This is a genomic window from Vibrio sp. K4 (assembly GCF_051122595.1).
GTDB lineage: Bacteria > Pseudomonadota > Gammaproteobacteria > Enterobacterales > Vibrionaceae > Vibrio > Vibrio owensii.
Map to the genome: position 1 here is coordinate 896,717 of NZ_CP178577.1, position 21,488 is coordinate 918,204.

A 21,488-nucleotide genomic window follows, 5' to 3' on the forward strand; every position below is an offset into this window, starting at 1 on the left:
TCTAAATGGACGATGAATGCAGGAATTACCCATGTCTTAGCGCCGCAGAGCGACCAAGAATAGACAATGTCGTACCATTATGGAGCAGGGCACTCATCGCTGGGTTTAACCACCCTAGTGCAGCTGCAAGCATGATCCCGCTATTCACGTACTCAGCAATTTTAATGTTGGAGTTGATTACATGCATGGCGATGTTAGCAAGTTCGCGCGCTTCTGCTAATCCATACAATTGGTCACGAAGTAGAACTACGTCGGCGACTTGACGGGCGAGTTCGGTTCCTCGGCCCATCGCAACACCAACATCTGCCGCGGTGAGTGCTGGAGCATCGTTAACACCATCACCGACAAACATAACAGTGCGACCTTCTGCTTGAAGTGCTTCGACAATGGTCGATTTCTCAGAAGGTACCGCTTCGGCAAAGATACGATCTAGCTTCAACTCATTGCCAAGGATACTGGCTTTGAATTGGCTATCACCCGTAATCATGATCAGCTCTTTTACACCAAACTGGCGAAGGGTATTCAGGGTTTCTAGTGCATCTTCACGTAAGTGATCACGCAAGCCAATCATGCCAATTAAGACATTTTGATGAGAGATAAAGATAAGGTGGCGACCTTGCGCCTCGTATTTCTTAATCACATCTTCAAATGGCGTGAAGTCGACATCCTCATGCACTTCTAGGAAGTGACGGCTACCCATAACCAACTCATGTTCGTTCATTGTGCTCTTGAGGCCGTGTGCAATCACGTACTCCACTTCACCATGCTCAATGTGCGGCAGTTGGTTGTGCTTGGCAGCATTTACCACAGCCTGAGATAGCGGGTGGTTACTGTGCTCTTCTACCGAGGCTGCAATCGCTAGCAAGTCACGTGCAGAGTTCGAGTCGCAGAGGGGAATGACATCCGTTACCTGCATATCACCATGCGTGAGTGTCCCTGTTTTATCGAACACACAAGTGTCGATTTTCACTAGCTTCTCAATTGCACTGCCGCCTTTAAACAAGATGCCTTGTTGCGCAGCACGGTACATGATGGACTTGAACGTTACTGGGGTACTCAGTTTCAAGGCACAGGAATAATCTACAAGAAACACCGATGCAACGCGGTTGATGTCTTGAGTGAGTGCGAAGACAGCTGCACCAATCCCTAAAGTGATTTTTACACGGCGATTTGCCATGTCTTGTGTGACTTGTTGAATTTCACTTTTTTCACTCAACGAGTCGTAAATCAACTTAGCAATTTTTGCGGTTGTTGCTTCACTTCCGACTTTATCAACACGAACTTGAATAGTGCCTTCATGGACACTAGTACCAGAGTAAACAACCGCGCTCTCTTCACGACGAACAGGCACGTTCTCACCAGTAAGAGACGATTGGTTGATTAACGCCGCGCCTTTTACAATGGTGCCGTCAACAGGAATCGATACGCCAGGCGCCAGTTCGATGATGTCATCAACATTCAGTTCCGTCGAATTGACTTGAGTGCGTTCTGAACCATCGACACGCCAAACGATCGACTCTTGAGGGCGCATTAAATCAGCCAATAGTTGGTCACTATTACGACTGGTTTTCTGCTCCATGTATTCCCCAAGGCTGATCAAGCTTTGTGTCATCATTGCGGTACGATAATCACCGCGCCAAGCTGAGAGACCAACCGCAATCGCATCCAAAACTTCAACCGAGATGTTTTTGTCTTTTAGCTCGCTCACACCTTCAAACAACGTTGGGGCGATTAAAGTAGCCGTTGAAAGTGCGCCCCATTTGTTTGGCAGCAAAGCTGCAGCGATAGTGCCAATCACATTCATTGCAATATCGCCGCGAGTGAACTTATGTTCCGTTTCTTCTTGCGTTGCGTCGTTTAAATCAAGCTGGTTTAAACGCTCTTCGACAGTTTTTGCTTGCAGCAATTGCGTGTCGTATTCCACTACAACAGAATGAGCAGATTCGTTCACTCGCACCGCACTAATGCCTTGGATCGCCATTAAACTGGTTTCAATCCAAGTACCCACATCTTTGTGATGTCTCAGTGCTGATGCTTTAAAGCGGATTCGACCGGGAAAGTGATGCTTTACCTGAATCGAGATCATTCTTCGCCTTTGTAAAGGTTACGGTAGTATTCCAGCTCTGCTTGGGTGTCTTCCAAGCGTTCTTTTAGTTCTTCAACTTCACCACGAACCGCAGACCACGCTTTTTCGCCAGTCGTTGCAACGCCTTGTTGGAACTTTTTATTGGTTAGGAGGTAAGCAACTGCAGCGCCTGCAGCCACACCCATAGCGAAATGGGTTTTGGAGTTTTGCTTTTTGTAAGGTTGTTCTGCAGGTTGTTGTTCAGCCGCTTGGTTTTGTTGTTGCGGATATCCGTAATAAGGGTAGCCGTAGTATGGGTTGTTATTGTTCATTTTTAGAGTCCGAAGCTTGATCCATAAGGTAAAGGCCTGCTGCACCGACGCTGAGAATCGTCAGCATGGAGAGTGCAGGGCGGCCCGCCATTTTTTCTGCCACATAAGTTGTCGCACCAGCGATAGCTGCGGTTTTTAGCGCGGATTTCGCTGCGTTAGTCGCCATTTCATTGGTGTCGATATTGCCAGCTTTGTGCTCTTTCCATTGGCTGGCAATCGTTGCACTACCGCCGGCTATAGCACCAACGAGCATAGCGCGATTGGCAGAACTGAGTTTATTGGCTGAATTACTCATGTTCTTTAATAACGGGTTGGCCATCTTCACCTTCGCTTTCTTCGCGAGGCGCTTTTTCTGCTACTTCTTTGATTGCAGGTTCTTCTTTGTGGCGCTCTACAGACTCTTGAAAGCCTTGCTTACCGGCAGCGTAAGTATCTTTGAAGATCTCGCTACCTGTTGAAACGTTCTCTTTGACTGCGCTTGCAGTATTCACAGCGCCTTCTTTTACGCTCGAACCACCAGATTTCAGCATATCGCCAGCACCTGATACTAAGCCCATTAGTTTGCCGCGCACATTTTCATTGCTAAGTAGAAGTGCTGCTGCAGCGCCTACCATAGCGCCTTTCCAAAACTCTTTATCGTTCATACCGAAAGTTCCTAATATCTCTTTAAACATGCCTGCTTCTTCACCTAGAGCGCCTTCTAGCATTGCTTGAGCCTGCTCGAATAATGGATCGCTCTCTGGTGTTTCAGGAGTCTGTGGTGGTTGTTGAGGTTGAGGTGGGTGTTGCATCATCCCCGGATGTGGCCAGTGTGGAGGCGGTGGCATCATTCCTGGGTGGAATTGTGCCCCCATGCCTGGTGGCATTTGGTGAGGATGACAAAATGCAGGATGTGGGAAATGCGGCATCATACCCATTTGATGAGGCATCATCATTGGCGGCATTTCACCGTTTTGCATGCTTGCCATATAAGCATTCGCCATTTCCTTTTGCATTTCCATCATGGCCTTGAAGTAGGCTTCGTATGGATTTGCATTGTTCAATGAGTCACTCATGAACGTTCTCCATTTAGGTCCAATTGCTCAGCGATCGAATAGCATGCTTGCTCCGCAGCTTGTTCTGAATCCGAAAACAACGCGTCAATCGCCTTAGGGTTGACTGTCATTGGGTCGTATTCGATGACGATGCTTCCCGTCGCACTGTTCAACTTGTAGTTTTTGAACGCAGGAATAGAAGAAATAGCTTTCTCGATGTCGTCACTACGGAATTTGGCAAGGTGCGCTACGATGCCCAGCTTGTATTTGAGTCTTACTCTTCCCGGGATATGGTGGCCAATCGATACCCACTTTCTTAGTTTTAAGGCCTGGTCGACGTACTGTTTCATAAAAAAATTATACGGTAAGCAAAGTGCGATTCATTGGGAAAAACGATCATGTGACAAACTAATTACAAATGTTTTGCGCTTAATCAATTTCAGTGGTACTGTTGCAAACAGTAATAGTTATCATTTGGATTGGTGCTAGCATGAATACTTACATTCACAAGACAAATCAGCGACTTAGAGTTCGTTCTGACTACATTAAAGATCACCCTAATGAGGTTGCGGAACTGATTTGTCAGTTGGAAGAGATTGATGCCGTACACGAAATTAAGCACAAGCGATACGCAGGTTCGGTTGCTATCAGTTTTGATAGTGAAGAGCTTGATTGTGATAGCCTGATGGAAATTCTAGAAAGTCACCATTGGACGCAAAGTAGCGAAAAACCATCTTTTGTTGAGAAAGCGATGGTCAGTGGAACAAAGAGTCTCGTGAAAGGATTAACAGGGGTCGCTTTAACCCGAATTGTTGGCCCATCTGTCAGCCGAGTGATCATGAACTTGGCATAAATGACCGCGAAAAATGAATAGTAAAAAGCCCGGCGTGATGTCGGGCTTTTTTGCTCTAATCTGTGGGTGCTAGCGCGTTAATTTATGCGCTCAACCTAAACTTTTTAGCTGCACATTTACAAATGCCGTTAGAAAGAGCAGGGCATCGTTTGCAAGGTGGTGACTTTAAGGGTAAATGTCCCACTGATTTTACCGAAAATGCAGGTGCTGCATCATTGGCAGATTGCTTAGGTCGTGGTGTTGATGCTTTTTTAGTTGAAGTCGTGAAATCGACCACACCTCCAGCATCGTTAAACCAAGACAACAGCGGATTGAGTGGAGCGGCAAGTTCATAAGCTGCGCTCATTGCAGCTTGGTTTGCGACGCCTTTTAGCTCATTTACGAGTTCATTTTGTGATGAAGAAGTGCGGGATTGAGATGTGACAACACTACCTAATGCATTGTTCTTTAATGCACTAAGTTGTTTGTTTGAAGAAGAGGCGACTTTCTTAACCGCTTTCTTCTTCAATTTTTTGAGCGCTTTCTTCGCGTTCATTGCAAAACCTCATACGATAACTGCTGATAATTTAGCAGTAATGCGATTAAAAATAAATCTCATTTAAGGTTTGAAAGCGCAATTTTTTACTTTAGTTGGCTTTGTCCCTAAGCAACCAAGTAAGAAGCCTCTAACAGGTAAGTTTTAGCATCGCCCAACAAAGCAAATTCTTTGTCGATAGCTTTAAAACGTTCATCAATAGAGTCCGTCGCCACAATTTGGCTAAAGGCTTTTACCGAGAAAGTTTCGTTAGACTTAAAAAACTGATGCACGTTTTCCAATTGAACTTTGTGGATGTGCTCCACCTTGCTTAATGCGGTGGTTAGATCTGAAATGTTAATCGACATTGCTGCTCAAGCGCCTTATCTATTGACCATGGGGTCATATGATTGGGTTTTGTAGTTTTCGCTAAGGGTATCTCATGCAATGTGTCTCAAATATGATTGAGATCAGGGAGGGGGCATTTATTGTACATATCCGTCGGTAGGCGGTAGGCATTGGTGCTTATTTGCCGCAGTGACCATGAGACTGACGACATAACTCTTCTAGCCATTTGAGATGGTATTTTCTCAACCTTTTTGGTGCGAAGTATTTGGTAAGCCAAGTCATGCCACCACGTTGCGTGCTTTCGGTAACAATACTGCAGCCAGTTTTGGTTGGTTCCAACACCCACGCGTGGTACATGTCAACGCCGCCTTTTTTCCCTTTCCAAGCCAAGCGCTGATGCTGTGTGTATTCCACAACCGTACAATGAAAGTCGAGCCAAGAGGCTTTCCAACGAAACATGGTGTTTTTGCACAATGTGCTGTCACCACTTAGGATCTGCACCATGGTTTTTCCGTCTCGCCACGCAGGCCATTCATGAGCACGAACTAAGTGCTGCCAAACAACCTCGGGAGGCTCGGGGATTTCGATTTGGCTACGCACATGAATGTGGGAATGTTTGGGATGATAATAATCCGGCCAGATAACTTCCGATTTGTTCATCTAAGCAACACCTTATGACACTCGTTCTTATTAGCTTAGGAGAATCCGGTACGAAGTGCCGAAACACTTCGCCCTAAAGTGATTAAAAGTACAAACCAAGACCGATTAAGAAGCCATGCGAAGCGGTATCGTATTCAAAGGTTCCTTCGTTTACGTAATCAACCCAAGTGGATTTGTAAGCCAGATTAACGTCTGACCAATCATTAATGTGGTAACGCAAACCAAATTGGGTCGCATAGGTAAAGTTGGTGTCTTTACCTAAACCGGCATCCAAGCTGGCATGAAAGCGCCAATCTTTGGTTAGGTCATTGATCCATCGAACACCCATTAGAAAATCAACCCAGTCTTCTTTGATGTTGAGCCTATCCACCAGAATGCGGTTATCGTTGCGGTAAACCTTACCCTTGATGTCGTTATCCCACCAACGTAAGCCAAACATGTAATCGATCATGCCGAAGGAGTAGGTTTCTCGCTGAAATGCTTTTGCTTCGAGAACGCCTTGGCGGATCTCCAAATCAGCACGATAACTGACATTAGGGAGAATACCTGACAGGCTATTTACGTCACCACTGAGGTCCATAAAACTGTAATCGATGTAGTAACCCCATTTGTTTTGATATACCCCTTCAAGTCTTGCCATAGCACCAATGTCGAGATGATCCATGATGAACTTTGGATCGACATCGAGACTGGAAGAGAAGTTACCCATGGTGGTATCACCATTGATATTTAGGGCGAGCATGTAGATCTCGACACTGTGTTGCCAGTTGCTTGATGGGGATTGCGTCTCTTCTGCTATTGCGTTTGGCGCCACTGCAAGCGAGGAAATAAGGGCGATAGAAGGGAAGGTCATCTTAGCCATATCAACGTCCGTGTTTGTAATCGTTATTAAATGAATTGCACAAAATTAGCGTAGAGCATGGATTGCAGTAATTCAAAATCTCAGGTTTATGGATAACTTTCTTTTCAATTCAGCGTGATAGCGATTCCCTATGATCGAGCTAAGATCTTTTTTGTAAATAACCCTAGACCGACCGGTTTGTATTGTGTATTCTTTAACCATCGAAGAGCGTGGTAACGCGTTCAACATTCAACGTCGATGGAATGACATTTGACGGAGAATCCCAGATGAAAATCGAAAACGTCCTGCTATCCGGTTTGTGTATTTTGGCGCCTTTATTGATGTTTGCTTAAAGACACACAGGCTTCATCAAGCCTCTTTCAAAAACGCATTAGTTATGCAACTTGTTTAATTTGTTAATTTAACTACGCTGTATGTGAAACAGCGAATCAGGAGACGTCATGAAAATTCAAAGTATTTTTCTTCTCTTAGCTGCGGCAGGTCTTACCCCAATTGCACTTTCTTATGGTTTTTCACCAGTTGACTCGCTCTCATTTTTATTTGGGATTGATGCATCCTCGGTGAATGTTAGCCACATTTTCCGAGCGGTCATGGGATTGTATTTAGCGCTCGCTATGTTTTGGTTAATGGGGGCGATGAGCACCAAATATCGTCTACCTGCACTGTATAGCCTGGTCATTTTTATGTGGGGCTTAGCGATGGGAAGGCTCTTGAGTTTGCTAGTAGACGGAATGCCGCATTGGTTGTTAGTCGTGTATCTATTTTTGGAGTTCGGCTTTGGCTTGGTGGGGCTGAAAATGATCAGAAAAGAAGAGCAAACAGCATAAGGAAAATCTATGAAAGGGATACTTCGTCGTATAGCGCTAGGATTGGCTTCATTGATGTCCTTCGCTGCAACTGCAGCGCAGGACCAACCCAATATCTTCGTGATATTTACTGATGATATTGGTGTCTCTAACGTCAGCGCTTATCACCGTGGGTTGATGAGTAGCCAGACGCCAAACATTGATAGCATCGCTGAAAAAGGCATGTTACTTACCGATTATTACGCCCAGCCATCTTGTACTGCTGGGCGTTCTGCTTTTTTGACTGGGCAATTACCGGTAAGAACAGGCATGCACACTGTCGGTCTACCAGGAGGTCCTGTTGGGCTTAACCAAAATACGCCAACTCTGCCTGAGTTACTTAAAGAGCTTGGTTACGTCACAGGGCAGTTTGGTAAAAACCATTTAGGTGACCGCGATGAGTTTCTTCCAACTATGCACGGCTTTGACGAGTATTGGGGCTGGCTTTACCACCTAAACGCAATGGAATACACCGAAGACCCTGATTGGCCAAAAGATGAAGCTTTCCAGAAGTTTGCGCCCCGTAATGTTATTCATGCGAAAGCCGATGGAAAAGGTGGTCAGTCGATTAAAGATGATGGCGCTCTCACCATTGAGCGAATGCGTACTCTTGATGATGAGGTCAACAAGCATGCGATCGATTTTATTGAGCGTGCGGTGAAGGCCGAAAAACCTTTCTTTACTTGGTACTGCCCATCAAGAGGTCATGTATGGACGCATCTCTCTCCGAAATATGAAGCGATGCTTGGTACTAACGGTTGGGGATTGCAAGAGGTCGTAATGAAAGACCTCGATGACCACGTTGGAGAAATGCTTGCGAAGCTTGAAGAGCTCGGCGTTGCTGACAACACCATAGTGATCTTCACCGCCGATAATGGGCCAGAGATCATGACGTGGCCAGACGGTGGTATGACGCCATTCCATGGGGAGAAAGGAACAACATGGGAGGGTGGGGTTAGAGCACCTTTCTTGATCAGTTGGCCTGAAAAAATCCCAGCAAATAAAGTCAGCAACGGTATGTTTGATGGGATGGATCTGTTGCCGACGTTGGTTGAAGCAGCTGGTGGTCCTGCTGATTTAAAACAGCAAATGCTGAAAGGTTACAAGGGCCACAAAGCACACCTTGATGGCTACAACCAAATGGAGATGCTAACCAATAACGGCAAATCTAATCGCAATGAAATCTTTTACTATGAGCGCGATAAACTGCAAGCTGTTCGTGTGGGGGACTGGAAAGCGCATTTTGTGGTACAAAACCACGGTTGGAGTGGCCCGAAAGAAGAGTTGAATGCGCCACTGTTGTTCAACCTACGTCAAGATCCTTATGAGCGAGCGGAAGAAGAATCCGGTATGTACTTAAAATGGATGGGGCAGAAAATGTGGGCCTTTGGTCCTGCCCAAGCCGCTGTTCAGCAGCATTTGGAAACTTTCAAAAAGTGGCCTCCAGTGACGCCAGAAACACCTGCAGAAACCGTCGGTGGAGTCGGAAATTAGCATTACCCATCTAATAGACATAAAGCCAGCGAAATGCTGGCTTTGTTGTCTTTATCTTGATGATCTATCTCGATATATGTGCTGCGCTGTGTTTTGCCGTGTATGTGAGAGGTTCTGTTTACTCGTTTAGCAGCTTGACGGTGGTTTGCATCGCATCATCTAAAATTGCGCGATCTTTTTGCATTGCCGCAAGCAAGGTATAACCCAACCACAAGCTAAACAGTGTTTTTGCTGTTTGTTCCGGTGCAGACAAACTAAGCGTGCCTTCTTGATTGCTGCGCTCAAAGAAAGTCGTCATTTTCTCAATCATTTTCTTAGTGCCCGCAGCCATTTCACTTTGCATTTCGGTGTCGTGACCAGAAACTTCACCAGCGAGCTTGACGACCAAGCATTGAATACGAAAATCGTCGGTCAACTTAACGACGCACCAATCATCAAAGTAGGCTTGTACGCGTTCGCTTGGCGCTTTGGACTCGTCACTCAAAAAGCGTTCGAGACGCTCAAGGTGCGTTTCAAAGTAGTCGTGCAGCAAAATCGCACCGAAATGTTCTTTTGATTTGAAGTAGTGATAAAACGACCCTTTAGTTCCTTCTGCTTCGTTAATGATCTTCATTAAACCCACACCAGCAAAGCCGTGTTCATTGATCAAATGCAATCCGGCATCGAGCAACGCTTGTCGCATGTCTTTCATTCTTTATCACTCACTAAAAGGGCTGGGTTACAGTGTATCGGGAAAACAAGGGGAGAAAAAGTCGCCCACTCAGAGAACTGAATGGGCGATGAGTGTTATAGCTGAGCGGCGATTTGATCTGTCAGGTTGTTCAAACCTACCGATAGTGCATCGACAAGCGCATCGTAGCCTTCATCTTGTAAAGGCATGCTGATTTTAACCGGTGCGCTGGTCTTCACCTTGCCGTTAGCATCAACAAGGAGCCATTCACCTTCGATTTCAGCGTTGCCTTCATAACTGCCGTTGAACTTACTTAACGACAATTGAAGCTTGCTCTCATCACTCTGGTCGAGCAGGTTATTCACTTCTACCGGCCAGTATTGGCTTTGCTTGCTACGCAGTTCGTCGATTACACGCGTCGTGATTTGCTCAGAGATACTGTGCGCCCATTGATTGTGTTTCGCTTGGATGATCTGAGTCTCTGAAGCGCGATACACAATACCACTGTCGGCTAGGTAGCTTGCCAATTCAACTGGGCGAACCACAAGTTGTGGGCGTTGTGCGATCATAGTATCGCTTACCTTTGCTGAGCTTGCTTCCGGTAAGACATACAAAGCGCCTGTGTCTTCAGGAGCGCTACTACAACCTGCCAGTAGGGCAGAAATCAATAAAAGTCCGCGTTTCATTATTTTTGCCCTCTCGCTGGAATTGGATCGCTCACTTCATCTTCACCAAACACCAATGAGTTTGGTTTTTCATTCAATTGTTTTAACACTGGTTTGAATTCAGTCATTACTTTTTCAAGCTCTTTCAGCGTTGATTCCATTTCGCTGTACATGGTGGAGTTTGGACCGTAACCATCCAATGTTCTTTGAAGTTGCTCTAGGCTCTTGCGAATATCCGCAGGAATCGCTTTGGTGTCGTCTTGGTTGAGAAGACGATCCACACTGCTTGCAACACGCTCTGCTGAAGCCAGCGTCTTTTCTGAGTTCTTCAGTGTTCTGTTAAGTGAGTTCAACGTGTCTTCCATTGGTAAGCTATTTAGCTTGGTTAGGAAGTCATTCACTTGGCGTTGAACCTGAGCAAAGCCACCTTGTTTGGTCGGGAACACGTCAAAGTCTTCGAATTTGCTCGGCACGTATGGGTCTTCATCTGGGTAGAAGTCGGTGTCGATGTACAGAGCGCCCGTTAGTAAGTTACCGGTTTTCAGTGTACCGCGAAGCCCTTTAGCAAACTCTTCTGTCAGCTTTTCTTTGAACAGCGGCAATTTGTCTGCAGGTAGGTTGTTGTACACGCGACCCAATTCGATACGTACTAGGACAGGAATCTTCTTCGCAGAGAAATCCTCTTCTGGTGTTGGCATACGCATTGGCACTTTCATTACTGTACCGATACGAAGGCCGCGATATTCCACGGGTGCTTTGCGTTTTAGACCACGTACCGATTCTTCAAACATCATGACGAATTGAATGTAGTCGTCGTACATGCCTTCACGCACTTGTTTCACATCATCAAATAGACGGAAGTGTGTCATGTCCTCTTTGATTTCATCACCATCGCCAATACCAGAAATGGTATCAAAGGTGACCCCGCCAGTAATCATGCTTTCTAGTGAGCCAAATTTCACTTCAAAGCCTTCTGCATTGAGCTGTAAATCGACACCAGAGCTTAACCAGAAATGAGTTTTGGTACGTACTAGGCTGTCGTATGGCTTGAAGATAAACAATTGGTATAAAGCGCGGCGAGTGTCGACATCGAAGCTCGTCGTTTCAACTCGACCTACCGTAAAGCCTTTGTAGATAACGGGATCACCAACCCCAAGTTTGCCCGCTTCTTTATGAGTCAGAACAATGCGTAAACCTTCTGCATCCGGAGAGGCCACTGGCGGCACATCAAGCACATCAAAGCGTTCTTTCTCAACCTGAGAGTTGCCTGGTTGAAGCTGGATGTACGCACCGGACAACAAGGTTTCTAGACCAGATACACCTTCACGGCCGATGCGCGGTTTTACCACCCAGAACATAGAGTCTTCACGCAGCATGCGTTTGGCATCTTTGTTCATTTGCGCTGTTGCAATGATGTGGTCATAGTCTTCGCTAAGCTTGACATCGGTGATCACCCCAACTTTCACATTCAGTGCTTTAATCTCGGTTTTGCCGACTTCAATGCCTTCTGCAGTTGGTAGCTTCAGCGTGATCTCTGGACCGGTACTGTTGATGTATTGGAACAACATCCACGCTCCCATCGCTAACGCAAGGATCGGGATGATCCAGATCGCAGAGACCTGCTTTTGCGGTTTTATTTGAGCGGTTGTCTTGTTCTCATCACTCATATTTGGCTTTCTCAGTTAAGTTATTAGTCATTGGCTCCTGCGCTTCGTTTTGCGGCTTTTGCCACAACAAACGCGAGTCAAAAATCATTGCAGAGAGCATGGTGAAAATTACCACCGCAGCAAAGGAGAGTGCTGCAGGGCCAGGATAGATCGCCATTAAGTTTTGCAATTGCACCAATGCAACCAAAATTGCGACCACAAAAATATCAATCATTGACCAACGGCCGATGAACTCAGTGATTCGGTAGATTTTTAAACGCGAAATACTTTCTTCTGGCGGTAAGTACTGGGCTTTTTGTGCGTTGTAATACAGCCATGCAAGTGCGAGCATTTTAGCCATCGGAATAAATACACTCGCAAAAAAGATGACAGCAGCAATCGGATAGGAGCCTAACTTCCACAGCAGAATTACGCCTTCCATAATGGTCGAGCCCTCTGAATGACCAAGGCTCACTGTGTACATCATGGGATAAAGGTTGGCGGGAATGTAGAAAATGATCGAGGCAAACAACAGCGCCCACGCTTTCTGGATATTATCTCGCGGGTTGTACTTATGAACCGGGCTGCCACATCGGATACATTTCTGATGCTTTTTGTCTTCAATAGGGTTGAGCTGATGGCAGGTGTGGCAACCAATGTGGTTTTCATTGTGGTGCGTGTCACCTTCTTTCACATTCGGCAGCTCAATCGCAGGAATGAAGTGTCCCCACAGCCAACTCTTATCGACCATCGAAATGCACTTAACAACCAAGATGGTGTAAACACAGAATGCCCAGAATGAACTGCCCATGCCAATCTCAGCCAGTGAGGCGATCTTAATTAAACTCACCAAAACACCAATTAAGAACACATCGACCATAAGCCAAGGTTCGACTCGGAATAAGATGCGACACAGCGATTTTGCCATGCGAGTTTGTTTCTTCCCTAATGGGTGCTTGAGTGATTTTAGTGCTTCAAGGTGAAGAAAGAGGATCAAGCCTACATAAATGGCCGGAAGCACCAACACTGTTGCCAGCAGCAATGCACCTAATAAGGCGTTATGAAACTCAGCCAGCATTTTAGCGGCATGCAGTAAGGTGATCTCTTGGGAAAGGCCTTGAACACTGAATGACATGAATGGGAAGGAGACACTTAAAACCAAGGTGATCAGGCAAGCCACCGACACAGCAATAACGCTTTGATACGGTTTCGCATTGACTTTGGTTAGCGCATGCTCACAGCGAGGGCACTGGGCTTTTTGACCTTGTTCGATGTCCGGGACACGAACGACCAAGCCACACTCCTCACAGGAGATCAATTGACGTGAATTAGGTTGAGTGCTCATTCAGTTATTATTTCGTACTTTTAATAACTAAGAATAACCCTTTTTATCGATATGCGCTTGTTTTTGCGGGAATGTTTTACAAGCTTCTTACCTGTTTAAAAGAAAAAACCAGCCACACAGGCCGGTTTGAGCTTTATTTGATGCTGCCAACGGAAGAGCGTCTGACCAGAATTGGCATGAATAATTTGTGTTCCGTGCGCTCTGTTTCTTCGTTATTGACCAACTGAAGTGAGAGCTTCACCGCCTCGTTTGCCATGACTTGAATTGGGTAGCGAATGGTCGTTAGGCGAGGGTAAATGTAACGCGCGATATGACCATCATCGAATCCAATCACTGACATATCTTCTGGAATACGGATGCCATTTTCCTGCAGCAAGGTCATGCAGCCAGCAGCCATGTAGTCGTTGTAGGTAGCAACAGCGGTGATGGGGGTGTTCTTCGCCATCAGGTTGACCATAGCTTGCTCGCCGCCGGTTTCATCTGGCTCGCCGTACTCGATGTATTCTTCACGAATCTTGATGCCGTTATCTCGCAGAGCATCAAGGTAACCGTCGCGACGATCTCTTGCGTCTTCAATATCATGACCAGAGCAGATATAGCCGATGTGCTCGTGTCCATTGCGAATCAAATGCTCCGTGGCAATGTAAGAACCTTTGCGGTTATCCAAAGCAATACAGCGTGAAGCGATGTCTGGAACGATACGGTTGATCAGAACCATGCCCGGAATTTCATGAGCGAGCGTGGTTAATTCGGCATCCGTCATGCCTTTGCTGTGCACTACCAGAGATTCACAGCGGCTGTTGATCAACAAGTTGATCGCGTTGCGCTCTTTCACGGCATCATGATAGCCGCTGCCAATCAGAAGCTGTTTCTCTTGTTCACTGGCTATGGTGTCGATGGCCTTAACCATGGTGCCAAAAAAGGGCGCAGAAACGTCGTTCACCAATACCCCGATCGCATTGGACGATTTACTGACCAGTGCGCGTGCATTGGCATTCGGCCGATAGCCTAGTTTCTTCATTGCTTCTTTGACGGCGACAATCGCGGATTCACTGGTGTGTGGGGCGTCATTGATGACGCGAGATGCGGTTGCAATGGATACGCCAGCTTCTTTTGCGACGTCTTTGATGGTAGCCATAGGGAACTCAGGATCTGAAATTTGCTTCATTTAACAATGCACAGCGGATGAACTCAAACACCCAATTGAGAATAGTGGCGGTGTATCAAGGTTTTAAAACAAAAAAGCGTGCTCAGGTGAACACGCTTTTAGTCGAATTGAAGTTACGCCCTAATCTACCGTAGTTGGCGGGAAGGCCTTACTGCCTAAAACATGACCATTCACTTCTTTGCCGTAGTACCCTTGGTGGTTGTGGTACTTCGCTGCGTTCGCTTGCAAATCACCTTTGTAGCGAGGATCCTGTGGTCTTTCGTGGCTATTGATATAAGCCGCGACATCCCATGCATCTTGTTTACTCAATTGAACGCTTTTGCCCAATGGCATGTTCTCGTAGATGAAGTAAGCCGCAGTGTTGATGCGGTGCATACCAGCGCCCCAGTTGTAAGCGTATTCGCCCCACAAAGGTGGAATGTAAGAGCGGCCGCTTTCATCGTGAATACCTTGACCACTTTCGCCATGACAGGCCGCGCAGTTGTCGACGTAAACTTGCGCCCCGCGCTCTGGTGAAGGCTCAAGCTCAGGATTATCAATTTTTGGATAGCCACGGCCTGCTAGGTTGCCGCGTTTCTCCGCAGGCAAAGCGTTAGCGATTTTTTCTGGCAACGGGAAATCTTCTGCTTTACCGCCCGTCAATAATTGTTCAGTACTGATGGCAGGAACTGGCTCATCTTGCATCCCGTATTGGTCCAATAAGCCTCCCATTGCGAGCCAGTAGGCATAAGCGCTAAGCGCCTCTAGTTCTTTCGAGTCTTTTGCTGGTGGCTTACCGTTCATCGAATAGGTGAAACAGCCTTGAATACGGTCGGCGTAACTGTTTACTTTGTCGTTCTTTTTGCGATAAGCAGGGTAGGCCATATAAGCGGCCCATAGAGGCGCGGCGTTGGCTTTACGTCCGGCTTCCATATGGCAATTCACACAGTTTTGCTCGTTACCCACATAACGTCCACGCATTTGCTGTGAGTTCACAAACAGTGAGTAGCCGTATTTTACTTTCTGACCAAATTCGTCGTTTTCGATGGTGCTCAAATCGCGAGGTTTAAGGTATTGCGTATCAGCGTGCTTTTGTACCGCTGGCAATTCGGTTTGGCGATCTGGCAGTTCATGGTTTGCTGCATCACTCGCGTGTGCAAGGGTTGAGATGCTTGCAAGCAGCAGGGAATAAATCAGTTTCATTTCGACTCCTCATAACGCAAAGAAGCGAAGTAGTAAGACAGGTTTTCGATTTCTTTATCGGTGAGCTTTTTCGCAATGCTGCCCATCATATTGAGCGGGTCACCGCTACGAGTGCCGTTCTTCCAAGCATGAAGTTGGTTTTGTAAGTAATCGGCTTGTTGGCTCGCAAGACGGGGAAATTTGTCTACGCCCATACCACTTGCGCCGTGGCAAGTTGAACAAGCGGGAATGTTTCTATCCCAGTCTCCTTGATAAACCAGTTTGCGATAGGTGTTGCTGATATCGGCTTGATCACCACGCTGCTCAAGATCGGTAAATTCCCAAGTCGGCAATTGAGCAAAATATTGCAGAACTTCTGCACGGAGTGTAGGGTCACTCAGTTCATCGGCCATGCCTTTCATGATGACATTGTGGCGTTTGTCGTTCGAGAAGAGCTCGAGCTGGCTTTCCATATAGTCGGCATTCAGTCCGGCAAGCATAGGTGCGATACCTGCTTGGCCTTTACCTTCGACACCATGGCATCCGGTACAGATCTCACCGTGCTCGGGGAGTGGGGCAGAATAGGCTGCGAAAGAGGCGGCACTCAAGCAAAGCGCAGCCAAAGATAAGTTACGAAACATGCTGACTCACATTTGATTATTATTTGAGCGCATTATTGTGAGTATTGTTATTAGCTGTGGCTATTGTGGAAATCCACATAAATCCTGTGGAGAGGCATGGCGGCTTACTGCAGAAATAAAAAAGGCTTCCACCCTAAAAGGGAAGAAGCCTAACGAATAAATGATGGCTGAATCGCTACGCTTTGCGAATCTTCGCAGGCAGAGATTGACGCGCCGCCGCACCAACCACCCAATCCAGCATCACACCTTTACCTTCACGAGTAGGGTCAATTAAACCTATGTCGTTGATGTTGACGCCATCATGGCCGCTGGTTTTCACTGGTTGTTGTTTATCACCAATCCAGTGCGCACGCTGACCTAACTCTGTGTGGCCAAAACCATGTTCAAAACCGAGCGTCCCTTGGCGAATACCAGACATGACCATTGCAAGTGCGGTAGTGCTGGCTCCTGGAGTTTCAATCACGAAATGATCGCCAGTTTGAATGCCAGCCGCTGCGGCATCCGTTGGATGGATATAAACAGGGTTAACGCCTTTAATCGAGTTCAAGCGTGGTGACAAATTGGATACCGCGCTGTGAATGTTCGATTTAAAGTTGGTCAGGCTGAATGGCCACTCGGCTTTCGGGTACTGAGTCTCAAGTGGTGTGCCATCTGCGAGCTTTTGTGGATGCCAAGTCGGACAGCCACTGTAGAACTCGCCTGTCATGGTGTTTCTTGCACTGCCAACACGCTCGTTCCAAATCGCGACTGGACGCGTCCACTTGTACTTCATTTGCTCACCTTTGTAGGCTTCTGTGGCGTTTTCAAAACGACCACCACGAGCAAAAATGTACGCCACGCGCTTCATTTCATCTGGTGTTAGTGCTTTTTGCATGCTTGGTAGTAGGCGCTCAAGACCAGACCAAGCAATGTCTTCTGCGCTTACTTCCGGAACGCCACCTTTCACGTAGGCAAGATTGGCTGCCGAGCGAAGATAGAAGTCTTCAGCAGAGTGAATACCGTGCAAACGACCTTGCGTATCTTTTATGGCGTTGTCACCAAAGCCGCCTAGCTGCATCTTTTTGGCGATATCAATCAGGAAGTTCTCGAGACAAATACTGCGGCCATCGGCGGTTTTTTCTGTGCGCGCTTCCACGATTGGCCAGCGAGCTGTCACTGCTTTCACTGGAACATCATGCCAAGGTGATGCCATGCCCCAGCTTTCGTAAGTGACGGTATCTGGAACGATGTAGTCCGATAGTGCTGTGGTCTCGTTGATGAAGGCATCGACAGAAACAATCAAACCGAGCTGCTTTGGATCTTTTAGCTTGTCTTCAAGCAGCGTTTTTAAACCCGGCACGCCATAGATTGGGTTCGCCATATGGTTGATCCACGCTTTCACTCGGTATGGATAACCATCGATCGCCGCCGAGAGATGCTCGGTAAGTAAAGGCGCTGCAAACGGATACCAAGGTGCACGAGTAGGGTAAGGGGATTCGCCTGCCTCCACGCGACGTTTGTATTCGCTGGTTTTCTGGTAAGGGAATTTGCTGCGTGAAAGGAACACGCCTTTTGGTCCCACCTTGCCTTCAAACTTAGTGAAGTCGTAGCGAGGGCCAGCGGCAGATGTCGGATAACCACCCGCTTTCGCCATTGCGCCGCCTTTCATGTTGATGTTACCAATCAGAGCATTAAGCATCATGATGGTGAAGGCGTTGTAGAAGCCGTTGGTGTGCATGTTGCCGCCATGAGTATCGACAACCGCTTTAGTACCATGACTAGTAAAGCGTTTTGCTAGCGCGATGATTTGATCCACTGGGATCTCACATTGCTCGCTGTAGAAGTCCAGATCGTATTTAAACGCTTCTTCTTTCAAACGTTGCAATGATGACTTAACGCGAACGACACCAGATGCCAGCTCTACATCTTGGTCGACAAACAACGATGCTTCACCTGCCTGCTTGTGTACGCTTAACTCGCCGCTTTGCGCATCGACAATCACGTATGGATCTGTCTCTGACAGTGCTTCCCCTTCAAATGGCATACCCATTTCCGATGCACGTAAGAAGTGCCCGTGACGTGGGTGAGATTCATCGCTGATCACAAGGTGAGTGGCATTACACCAATGTGCCGTGCCCGCTCTTTGCATAGCCGTTGCTCCTGGCTGCGCAAGGAAGGTTTTGTTGTAGCGTTCGTTGGCGATGATCCACTGAATCATGCCAAGAACCAAGGCAGAGTCGGTGCCCGGTTTGATCGGCATCCAATGGTTGTTATCACCCGCGGCAAGGCTGGATGAACCTGCTGGCAAGCTCGGCGTGATAATTGTGTATTCCAGTTTGCCTTCGGTACGTGCTTTGGCTAGCTGACGAGCCTGACGTTTGAACGGGTTACCCGCTTGTGCTGGTGACATGCCAATGAAAATAACGTATTCGGCATTATCGAAGTCTGGCTTTAAGTGGGCGTTCTTATCCAAATCGTTCATGAACGCGCCGCTACCTGCACGGAAAGCGTAGCCACAGTAAGAACCATGATGGCCAAAGTTACGCGTACCAAAGCTGTTAAAAGCAAAACGCTTGAAGATATCGTCACGGCCTTCGTTACCGGCGTTGGTCATCAACAGCTGGTTGGCTTTCGGGCCGTATTCTGGGTTTTGTGGATCAACGGGCGCCGTGAGGTCACGAATGTCTTTCAAACCTTCAACATGACCTTCGCCAAACAGATCGCCACCGTTAACGACTTCGTCCACCAATTGCTCGTAGCTGATTGGTTCCCATTTACCTTCACCACGTTTGCCCACACGCTTAAGTGGTTGGGTAATGCGATAAGGGCTATTACGAATTTCCATCATGCCGTTACCGCGAGCACACGCTGTGGAGCGGCCTTCTAAACCGTTTTCCCCCGCCAAGCTCAAGTAAGCGTCTTTTACAGGCGTCTCAAATGGAATGTGTTGCTGATGTGATAACGGGTGGTATGGGTTGCCCGAAATGCGCAGGATCTCATCGTTACGATTGTCGATACGAACGCGCAAACCACATAGGCTCCAACAACCAAAACACATTGATGGCGCAACACGCTGATTCGGATTCGGGATTAAGTTGCCCTTGTCGTTCACCTTGTATTCGGGCTCCAGTGAGTTGCCGTGGTGAATATCGCGGGTTTTCTCACCCGCAGTGCCGTGAATAGCACCTTCTACCATGTGTTTGGTGGTGGTTGCGTAGCCCGCAGCAAAGGCACCAAGCCCGCCCACTGCAAGGCCAGATTTCAAAAACTGACGGCGTTTGTTATCCATAATGAAATCCTCTTAGATCAGTGTTGAGTTAGGGTTGAAGGTGTTGATTCACGCTTTGGTTGAATCAGTTCGGAACCAAGTAATGCCAGCGCAATCCACAGGCCAAACATGCCGATGATGCCGAGCAGACCATTACTGCCAATTGGTAAGTCATATGGATATGGACCAACATCAAACTTAGCGATGGTTTGTACTTCCATCATGGTGACCCAACGAACCGTCCATGCTGTGGTGAGAGCCATCCCAGACATGAATAACACTCGAATGAAGTGACGATTAGTATCGCGCAGCGTAAACAGTGCAAGCAGCACGCTACCCAGCAGCAAAGACGTTAGTAAGGCGATGTGCTGTACCCATAATGGAGAAGCGTAGAGGGATGAACTGGCATTGTTAGAAGCCCAGATAGGAATCAACAACAGCGATAATGCGCCGCTAATTGCCGTCGTCTGGCGCAGTAAACGGGTATCTCCGAAGGTCAGGCGATCCGACTTCGATGGAATCAAAAGCCAAATAAGTAAGGTAAAGCCGACCGCGCCAATAAACGCAGTCATAAACCAAAGCACAGGTGATGCGGGTTGATGCCACAACGAACGAGATTTCACGATCGCAATCTCTGCGCCAGTGTAAAGCGCGATGGTGAGGCCAGATAAGACCGTCACAATCGATGCAGCAATCATCAGCTTACGGCTGGTTTTCCAACGGCCTAGCGAGAGCTTCGCAAGTAGCGGAAATACCTTCCCTGGTTGGTTCTCTAGGTTGATCAAATCATTACGCAGATATAACCATGCCGTTGCCACAGCCAAGCCAGAGAACAGAGGTAAGAATAACGAACCTAATGACATCCAAGACCATGGCGTTAGGTGTGCGTAGAAATGCCACGCGCGTCCCGGCTGGTGGAGATCGCCTGTTAACGCGAGCGGGCCAACGATTGCGCCAATCGCCAGAGTCAGCACCAAGGCGGCGCGCAGACGATGGCTGGTGTGAGATTCAAACAACAGCGCGATTAAGAACAAAATAGCCGCCGCATAAGCTGAGCCGATGTAGAAGAAATATTGCACTGCCCACGGAAGCCAAGCGATGGCCTGAGGCTGTACGAGCACTTCGGTTATGTTCATGCTTTTTCTCCTTGTGGATCGTAAATCGCAGGCTGACCTTCAATGTGTTGAGTGAAGCGTTCATTCATGCCGATGTAGAACACGTGAGGTTTGGTGCCTTCGTTTGGTTTAAGTACCTTGATGTCGTCTTGGTGCTCTGTCATCAGGCGATGAACTTCGCTGTTCGGATCGTTGATATCACCAATCACGCGAGCACCACCGACGCACGTTTCCACACAAGCTGGCAGCAAACCTTCTTCAAGGCGGTGTGCGCAGAAAGTACATTTGTCCGCAGTTAGGGTCTCTTCGTTGATGAAGCGCGCATCGTAAGGACAAGCCTGCACGCAGTAAGCACACGCCACGCAGCGACTGTTATCGACCATCACGATGCCGTCTTCTCGTTGGAAGGTGGCTTGCACTGGACAAACAGCCACACACGGTGGGTTATCACAGTGGTTACACAAGCGCGGCAGCATGAAAGACTTCACTTCTTCTGTCGCGGTTGAGCCATCATCGAGGGTGACTTCATACTGTTTAACTGTGGTTCGGAACTGACCAATAGGGGCTTGGTTCTCGATGCTGCAACCGACAGTACAAGCCTGACAGCCAACACATTTACGCAAATCGACAACCATGGCGTAGCGTTTACCGACTTGGCCTTTTCGGTCGGGTTCATTGTTGTTTCTGATCACCGTGCCCGCTGTGGCTGTGCCAATTCCGGCGATCGGAATCAGCGCAGCGCCTGCGGTAACGGCACTGAGAAAACGGCGTTTGGTGGAATCCATAACTCACCTGCTAAGATTGATTAGAGCTTGTTTTCATT

General features: G+C 47.4%; 22 protein-coding genes. 3 read left to right on the forward strand and 19 right to left on the reverse strand.

What is annotated here, in order from left to right; translation table 11 throughout:
• Positions 1-25: 25 nt before the first annotated feature.
• From ACLIIY_RS04175 to ACLIIY_RS04195, 5 genes are read right to left on the reverse strand one after another with little or no spacing between them, the layout of a single operon-like run.
• Positions 26-2,086: a heavy metal translocating P-type ATPase gene (locus ACLIIY_RS04175; protein ID WP_434528151.1), complete on the reverse strand. Its 2,061-nt coding sequence runs from the start codon at positions 2,084-2,086 to the stop codon at positions 26-28.
• Positions 2,083-2,397: a hypothetical protein gene (locus ACLIIY_RS04180; RefSeq protein ID WP_020197178.1), complete on the reverse strand. Its 315-nt coding sequence runs from the start codon at positions 2,395-2,397 to the stop codon at positions 2,083-2,085. Before ACLIIY_RS04180 ends, ACLIIY_RS04175 begins: the two co-directional genes overlap by 4 nt.
• Positions 2,387-2,692, reverse strand: coding sequence for a magnetosome protein MamC (locus tag ACLIIY_RS04185; protein WP_020197179.1), 306 nt, complete (start codon positions 2,690-2,692; stop codon positions 2,387-2,389). Before ACLIIY_RS04185 ends, ACLIIY_RS04180 begins: the two co-directional genes overlap by 11 nt.
• Complete coding sequence (locus ACLIIY_RS04190; RefSeq protein ID WP_038870539.1) at positions 2,685-3,452, reverse strand: YtxH domain-containing protein; 768 nt, start codon at positions 3,450-3,452, stop codon at positions 2,685-2,687. The genes ACLIIY_RS04185 and ACLIIY_RS04190 overlap by 8 nt, the downstream gene beginning before the upstream one ends.
• Complete coding sequence (locus ACLIIY_RS04195; protein WP_078608395.1) at positions 3,449-3,781, reverse strand: HMA2 domain-containing protein; 333 nt, start codon at positions 3,779-3,781, stop codon at positions 3,449-3,451. Before ACLIIY_RS04195 ends, ACLIIY_RS04190 begins: the two co-directional genes overlap by 4 nt.
• A 140-nt stretch (positions 3,782-3,921) precedes the next feature.
• On the opposite strand from ACLIIY_RS04195, the gene ACLIIY_RS04200 reads away from it, so the two are divergent.
• Positions 3,922-4,284: an HMA2 domain-containing protein gene (locus ACLIIY_RS04200; RefSeq protein ID WP_020197182.1), complete on the forward strand. Its 363-nt coding sequence runs from the start codon at positions 3,922-3,924 to the stop codon at positions 4,282-4,284.
• A gap of 82 nt (positions 4,285-4,366) precedes the next feature.
• On the opposite strand, the gene ACLIIY_RS04205 is transcribed toward ACLIIY_RS04200, so the two are convergent.
• The 4 genes from ACLIIY_RS04205 to ACLIIY_RS04220 all read right to left on the reverse strand — a co-directional run bounded on the left by ACLIIY_RS04205 (position 4,367) and on the right by ACLIIY_RS04220 (position 6,668).
• Positions 4,367-4,792, reverse strand: a complete 426-nt coding sequence (locus ACLIIY_RS04205) for a hypothetical protein (RefSeq protein WP_434528152.1) — start codon at positions 4,790-4,792, stop codon at positions 4,367-4,369.
• Positions 4,793-4,926: 134 nt separating this feature from the next.
• Complete coding sequence (locus ACLIIY_RS04210; protein ID WP_020197184.1) at positions 4,927-5,166, reverse strand: hypothetical protein; 240 nt, start codon at positions 5,164-5,166, stop codon at positions 4,927-4,929.
• Positions 5,167-5,323: 157 nt separating this feature from the next.
• Positions 5,324-5,806 (reverse strand): SRPBCC domain-containing protein, encoded by a 483-nt coding sequence (locus tag ACLIIY_RS04215; protein WP_005438955.1) that lies wholly within the window; start codon positions 5,804-5,806, stop codon positions 5,324-5,326.
• Positions 5,807-5,888: 82 nt separating this feature from the next.
• Positions 5,889-6,668: a hypothetical protein gene (locus tag ACLIIY_RS04220; RefSeq protein WP_434528153.1), complete on the reverse strand. Its 780-nt coding sequence runs from the start codon at positions 6,666-6,668 to the stop codon at positions 5,889-5,891.
• Positions 6,669-7,108: 440 nt separating this feature from the next.
• Here ACLIIY_RS04220 and ACLIIY_RS04225 point away from each other — a divergent pair, with 440 nt between their 5' ends.
• Both ACLIIY_RS04225 and ACLIIY_RS04230 read left to right on the forward strand, forming a co-directional pair.
• Positions 7,109-7,495: a DUF4345 domain-containing protein gene (locus ACLIIY_RS04225; protein ID WP_434528154.1), complete on the forward strand. Its 387-nt coding sequence runs from the start codon at positions 7,109-7,111 to the stop codon at positions 7,493-7,495.
• A gap of 9 nt (positions 7,496-7,504) precedes the next feature.
• The gene (locus ACLIIY_RS04230) at positions 7,505-9,007 is read left to right on the forward strand and encodes an arylsulfatase (protein WP_038895312.1); all 1,503 of its coding nucleotides are present in this window, start codon (positions 7,505-7,507) and stop codon (positions 9,005-9,007) included.
• 118 nt (positions 9,008-9,125) lie between these two features.
• Here the strand turns inward: ACLIIY_RS04230 and ACLIIY_RS04235 are convergent, their stop codons facing one another.
• From ACLIIY_RS04235 to dsrO, 10 genes are all read right to left on the reverse strand, one after another.
• Positions 9,126-9,698 carry a TetR/AcrR family transcriptional regulator gene (locus tag ACLIIY_RS04235; protein WP_039984346.1) on the reverse strand — a complete coding sequence of 191 codons (573 nt, stop codon included), beginning with the start codon at positions 9,696-9,698 and terminating at the stop codon, positions 9,126-9,128.
• Between the two features lie 95 nt (positions 9,699-9,793).
• Complete coding sequence (locus ACLIIY_RS04240) at positions 9,794-10,363, reverse strand: PqiC family protein (RefSeq protein ID WP_009707000.1); 570 nt, start codon at positions 10,361-10,363, stop codon at positions 9,794-9,796.
• Entirely contained in the window at positions 10,363-12,009 is a 1,647-nt protein-coding gene (gene pqiB, locus ACLIIY_RS04245; RefSeq protein WP_020197188.1) for an intermembrane transport protein PqiB, read from the reverse strand. The genes ACLIIY_RS04240 and pqiB overlap by 1 nt, the downstream gene beginning before the upstream one ends.
• Positions 12,002-13,333, reverse strand: coding sequence for a paraquat-inducible protein A (locus tag ACLIIY_RS04250; RefSeq protein WP_354393684.1), 1,332 nt, complete (start codon positions 13,331-13,333; stop codon positions 12,002-12,004). The genes pqiB and ACLIIY_RS04250 overlap by 8 nt, the downstream gene beginning before the upstream one ends.
• Before the next feature lie 133 nt (positions 13,334-13,466).
• Entirely contained in the window at positions 13,467-14,471 is a 1,005-nt protein-coding gene (locus ACLIIY_RS04255; RefSeq protein WP_039984366.1) for a substrate-binding domain-containing protein, read from the reverse strand.
• Between the two features lie 150 nt (positions 14,472-14,621).
• A complete protein-coding gene (locus ACLIIY_RS04260; protein WP_434528155.1) occupies positions 14,622-15,683 on the reverse strand; it encodes a c-type cytochrome in 1,062 nt (353 codons plus the stop codon).
• Entirely contained in the window at positions 15,680-16,303 is a 624-nt protein-coding gene (locus tag ACLIIY_RS04265; protein WP_434528156.1) for a c-type cytochrome, read from the reverse strand. Before ACLIIY_RS04265 ends, ACLIIY_RS04260 begins: the two co-directional genes overlap by 4 nt.
• 175 nt (positions 16,304-16,478) lie before the next feature.
• Positions 16,479-19,571, reverse strand: a complete 3,093-nt coding sequence (locus tag ACLIIY_RS04270) for a tetrathionate reductase subunit A (RefSeq protein WP_434528157.1) — start codon at positions 19,569-19,571, stop codon at positions 16,479-16,481.
• 17 nt (positions 19,572-19,588) lie between these two features.
• A complete protein-coding gene (gene nrfD / locus ACLIIY_RS04275) occupies positions 19,589-20,686 on the reverse strand; it encodes an NrfD/PsrC family molybdoenzyme membrane anchor subunit (protein WP_434528158.1) in 1,098 nt (365 codons plus the stop codon).
• Positions 20,683-21,450, reverse strand: coding sequence for a sulfate reduction electron transfer complex DsrMKJOP subunit DsrO (dsrO, locus tag ACLIIY_RS04280; RefSeq protein ID WP_434528159.1), 768 nt, complete (start codon positions 21,448-21,450; stop codon positions 20,683-20,685). Before dsrO ends, nrfD begins: the two co-directional genes overlap by 4 nt.
• Positions 21,451-21,488: the final 38 nt, after the last annotated feature.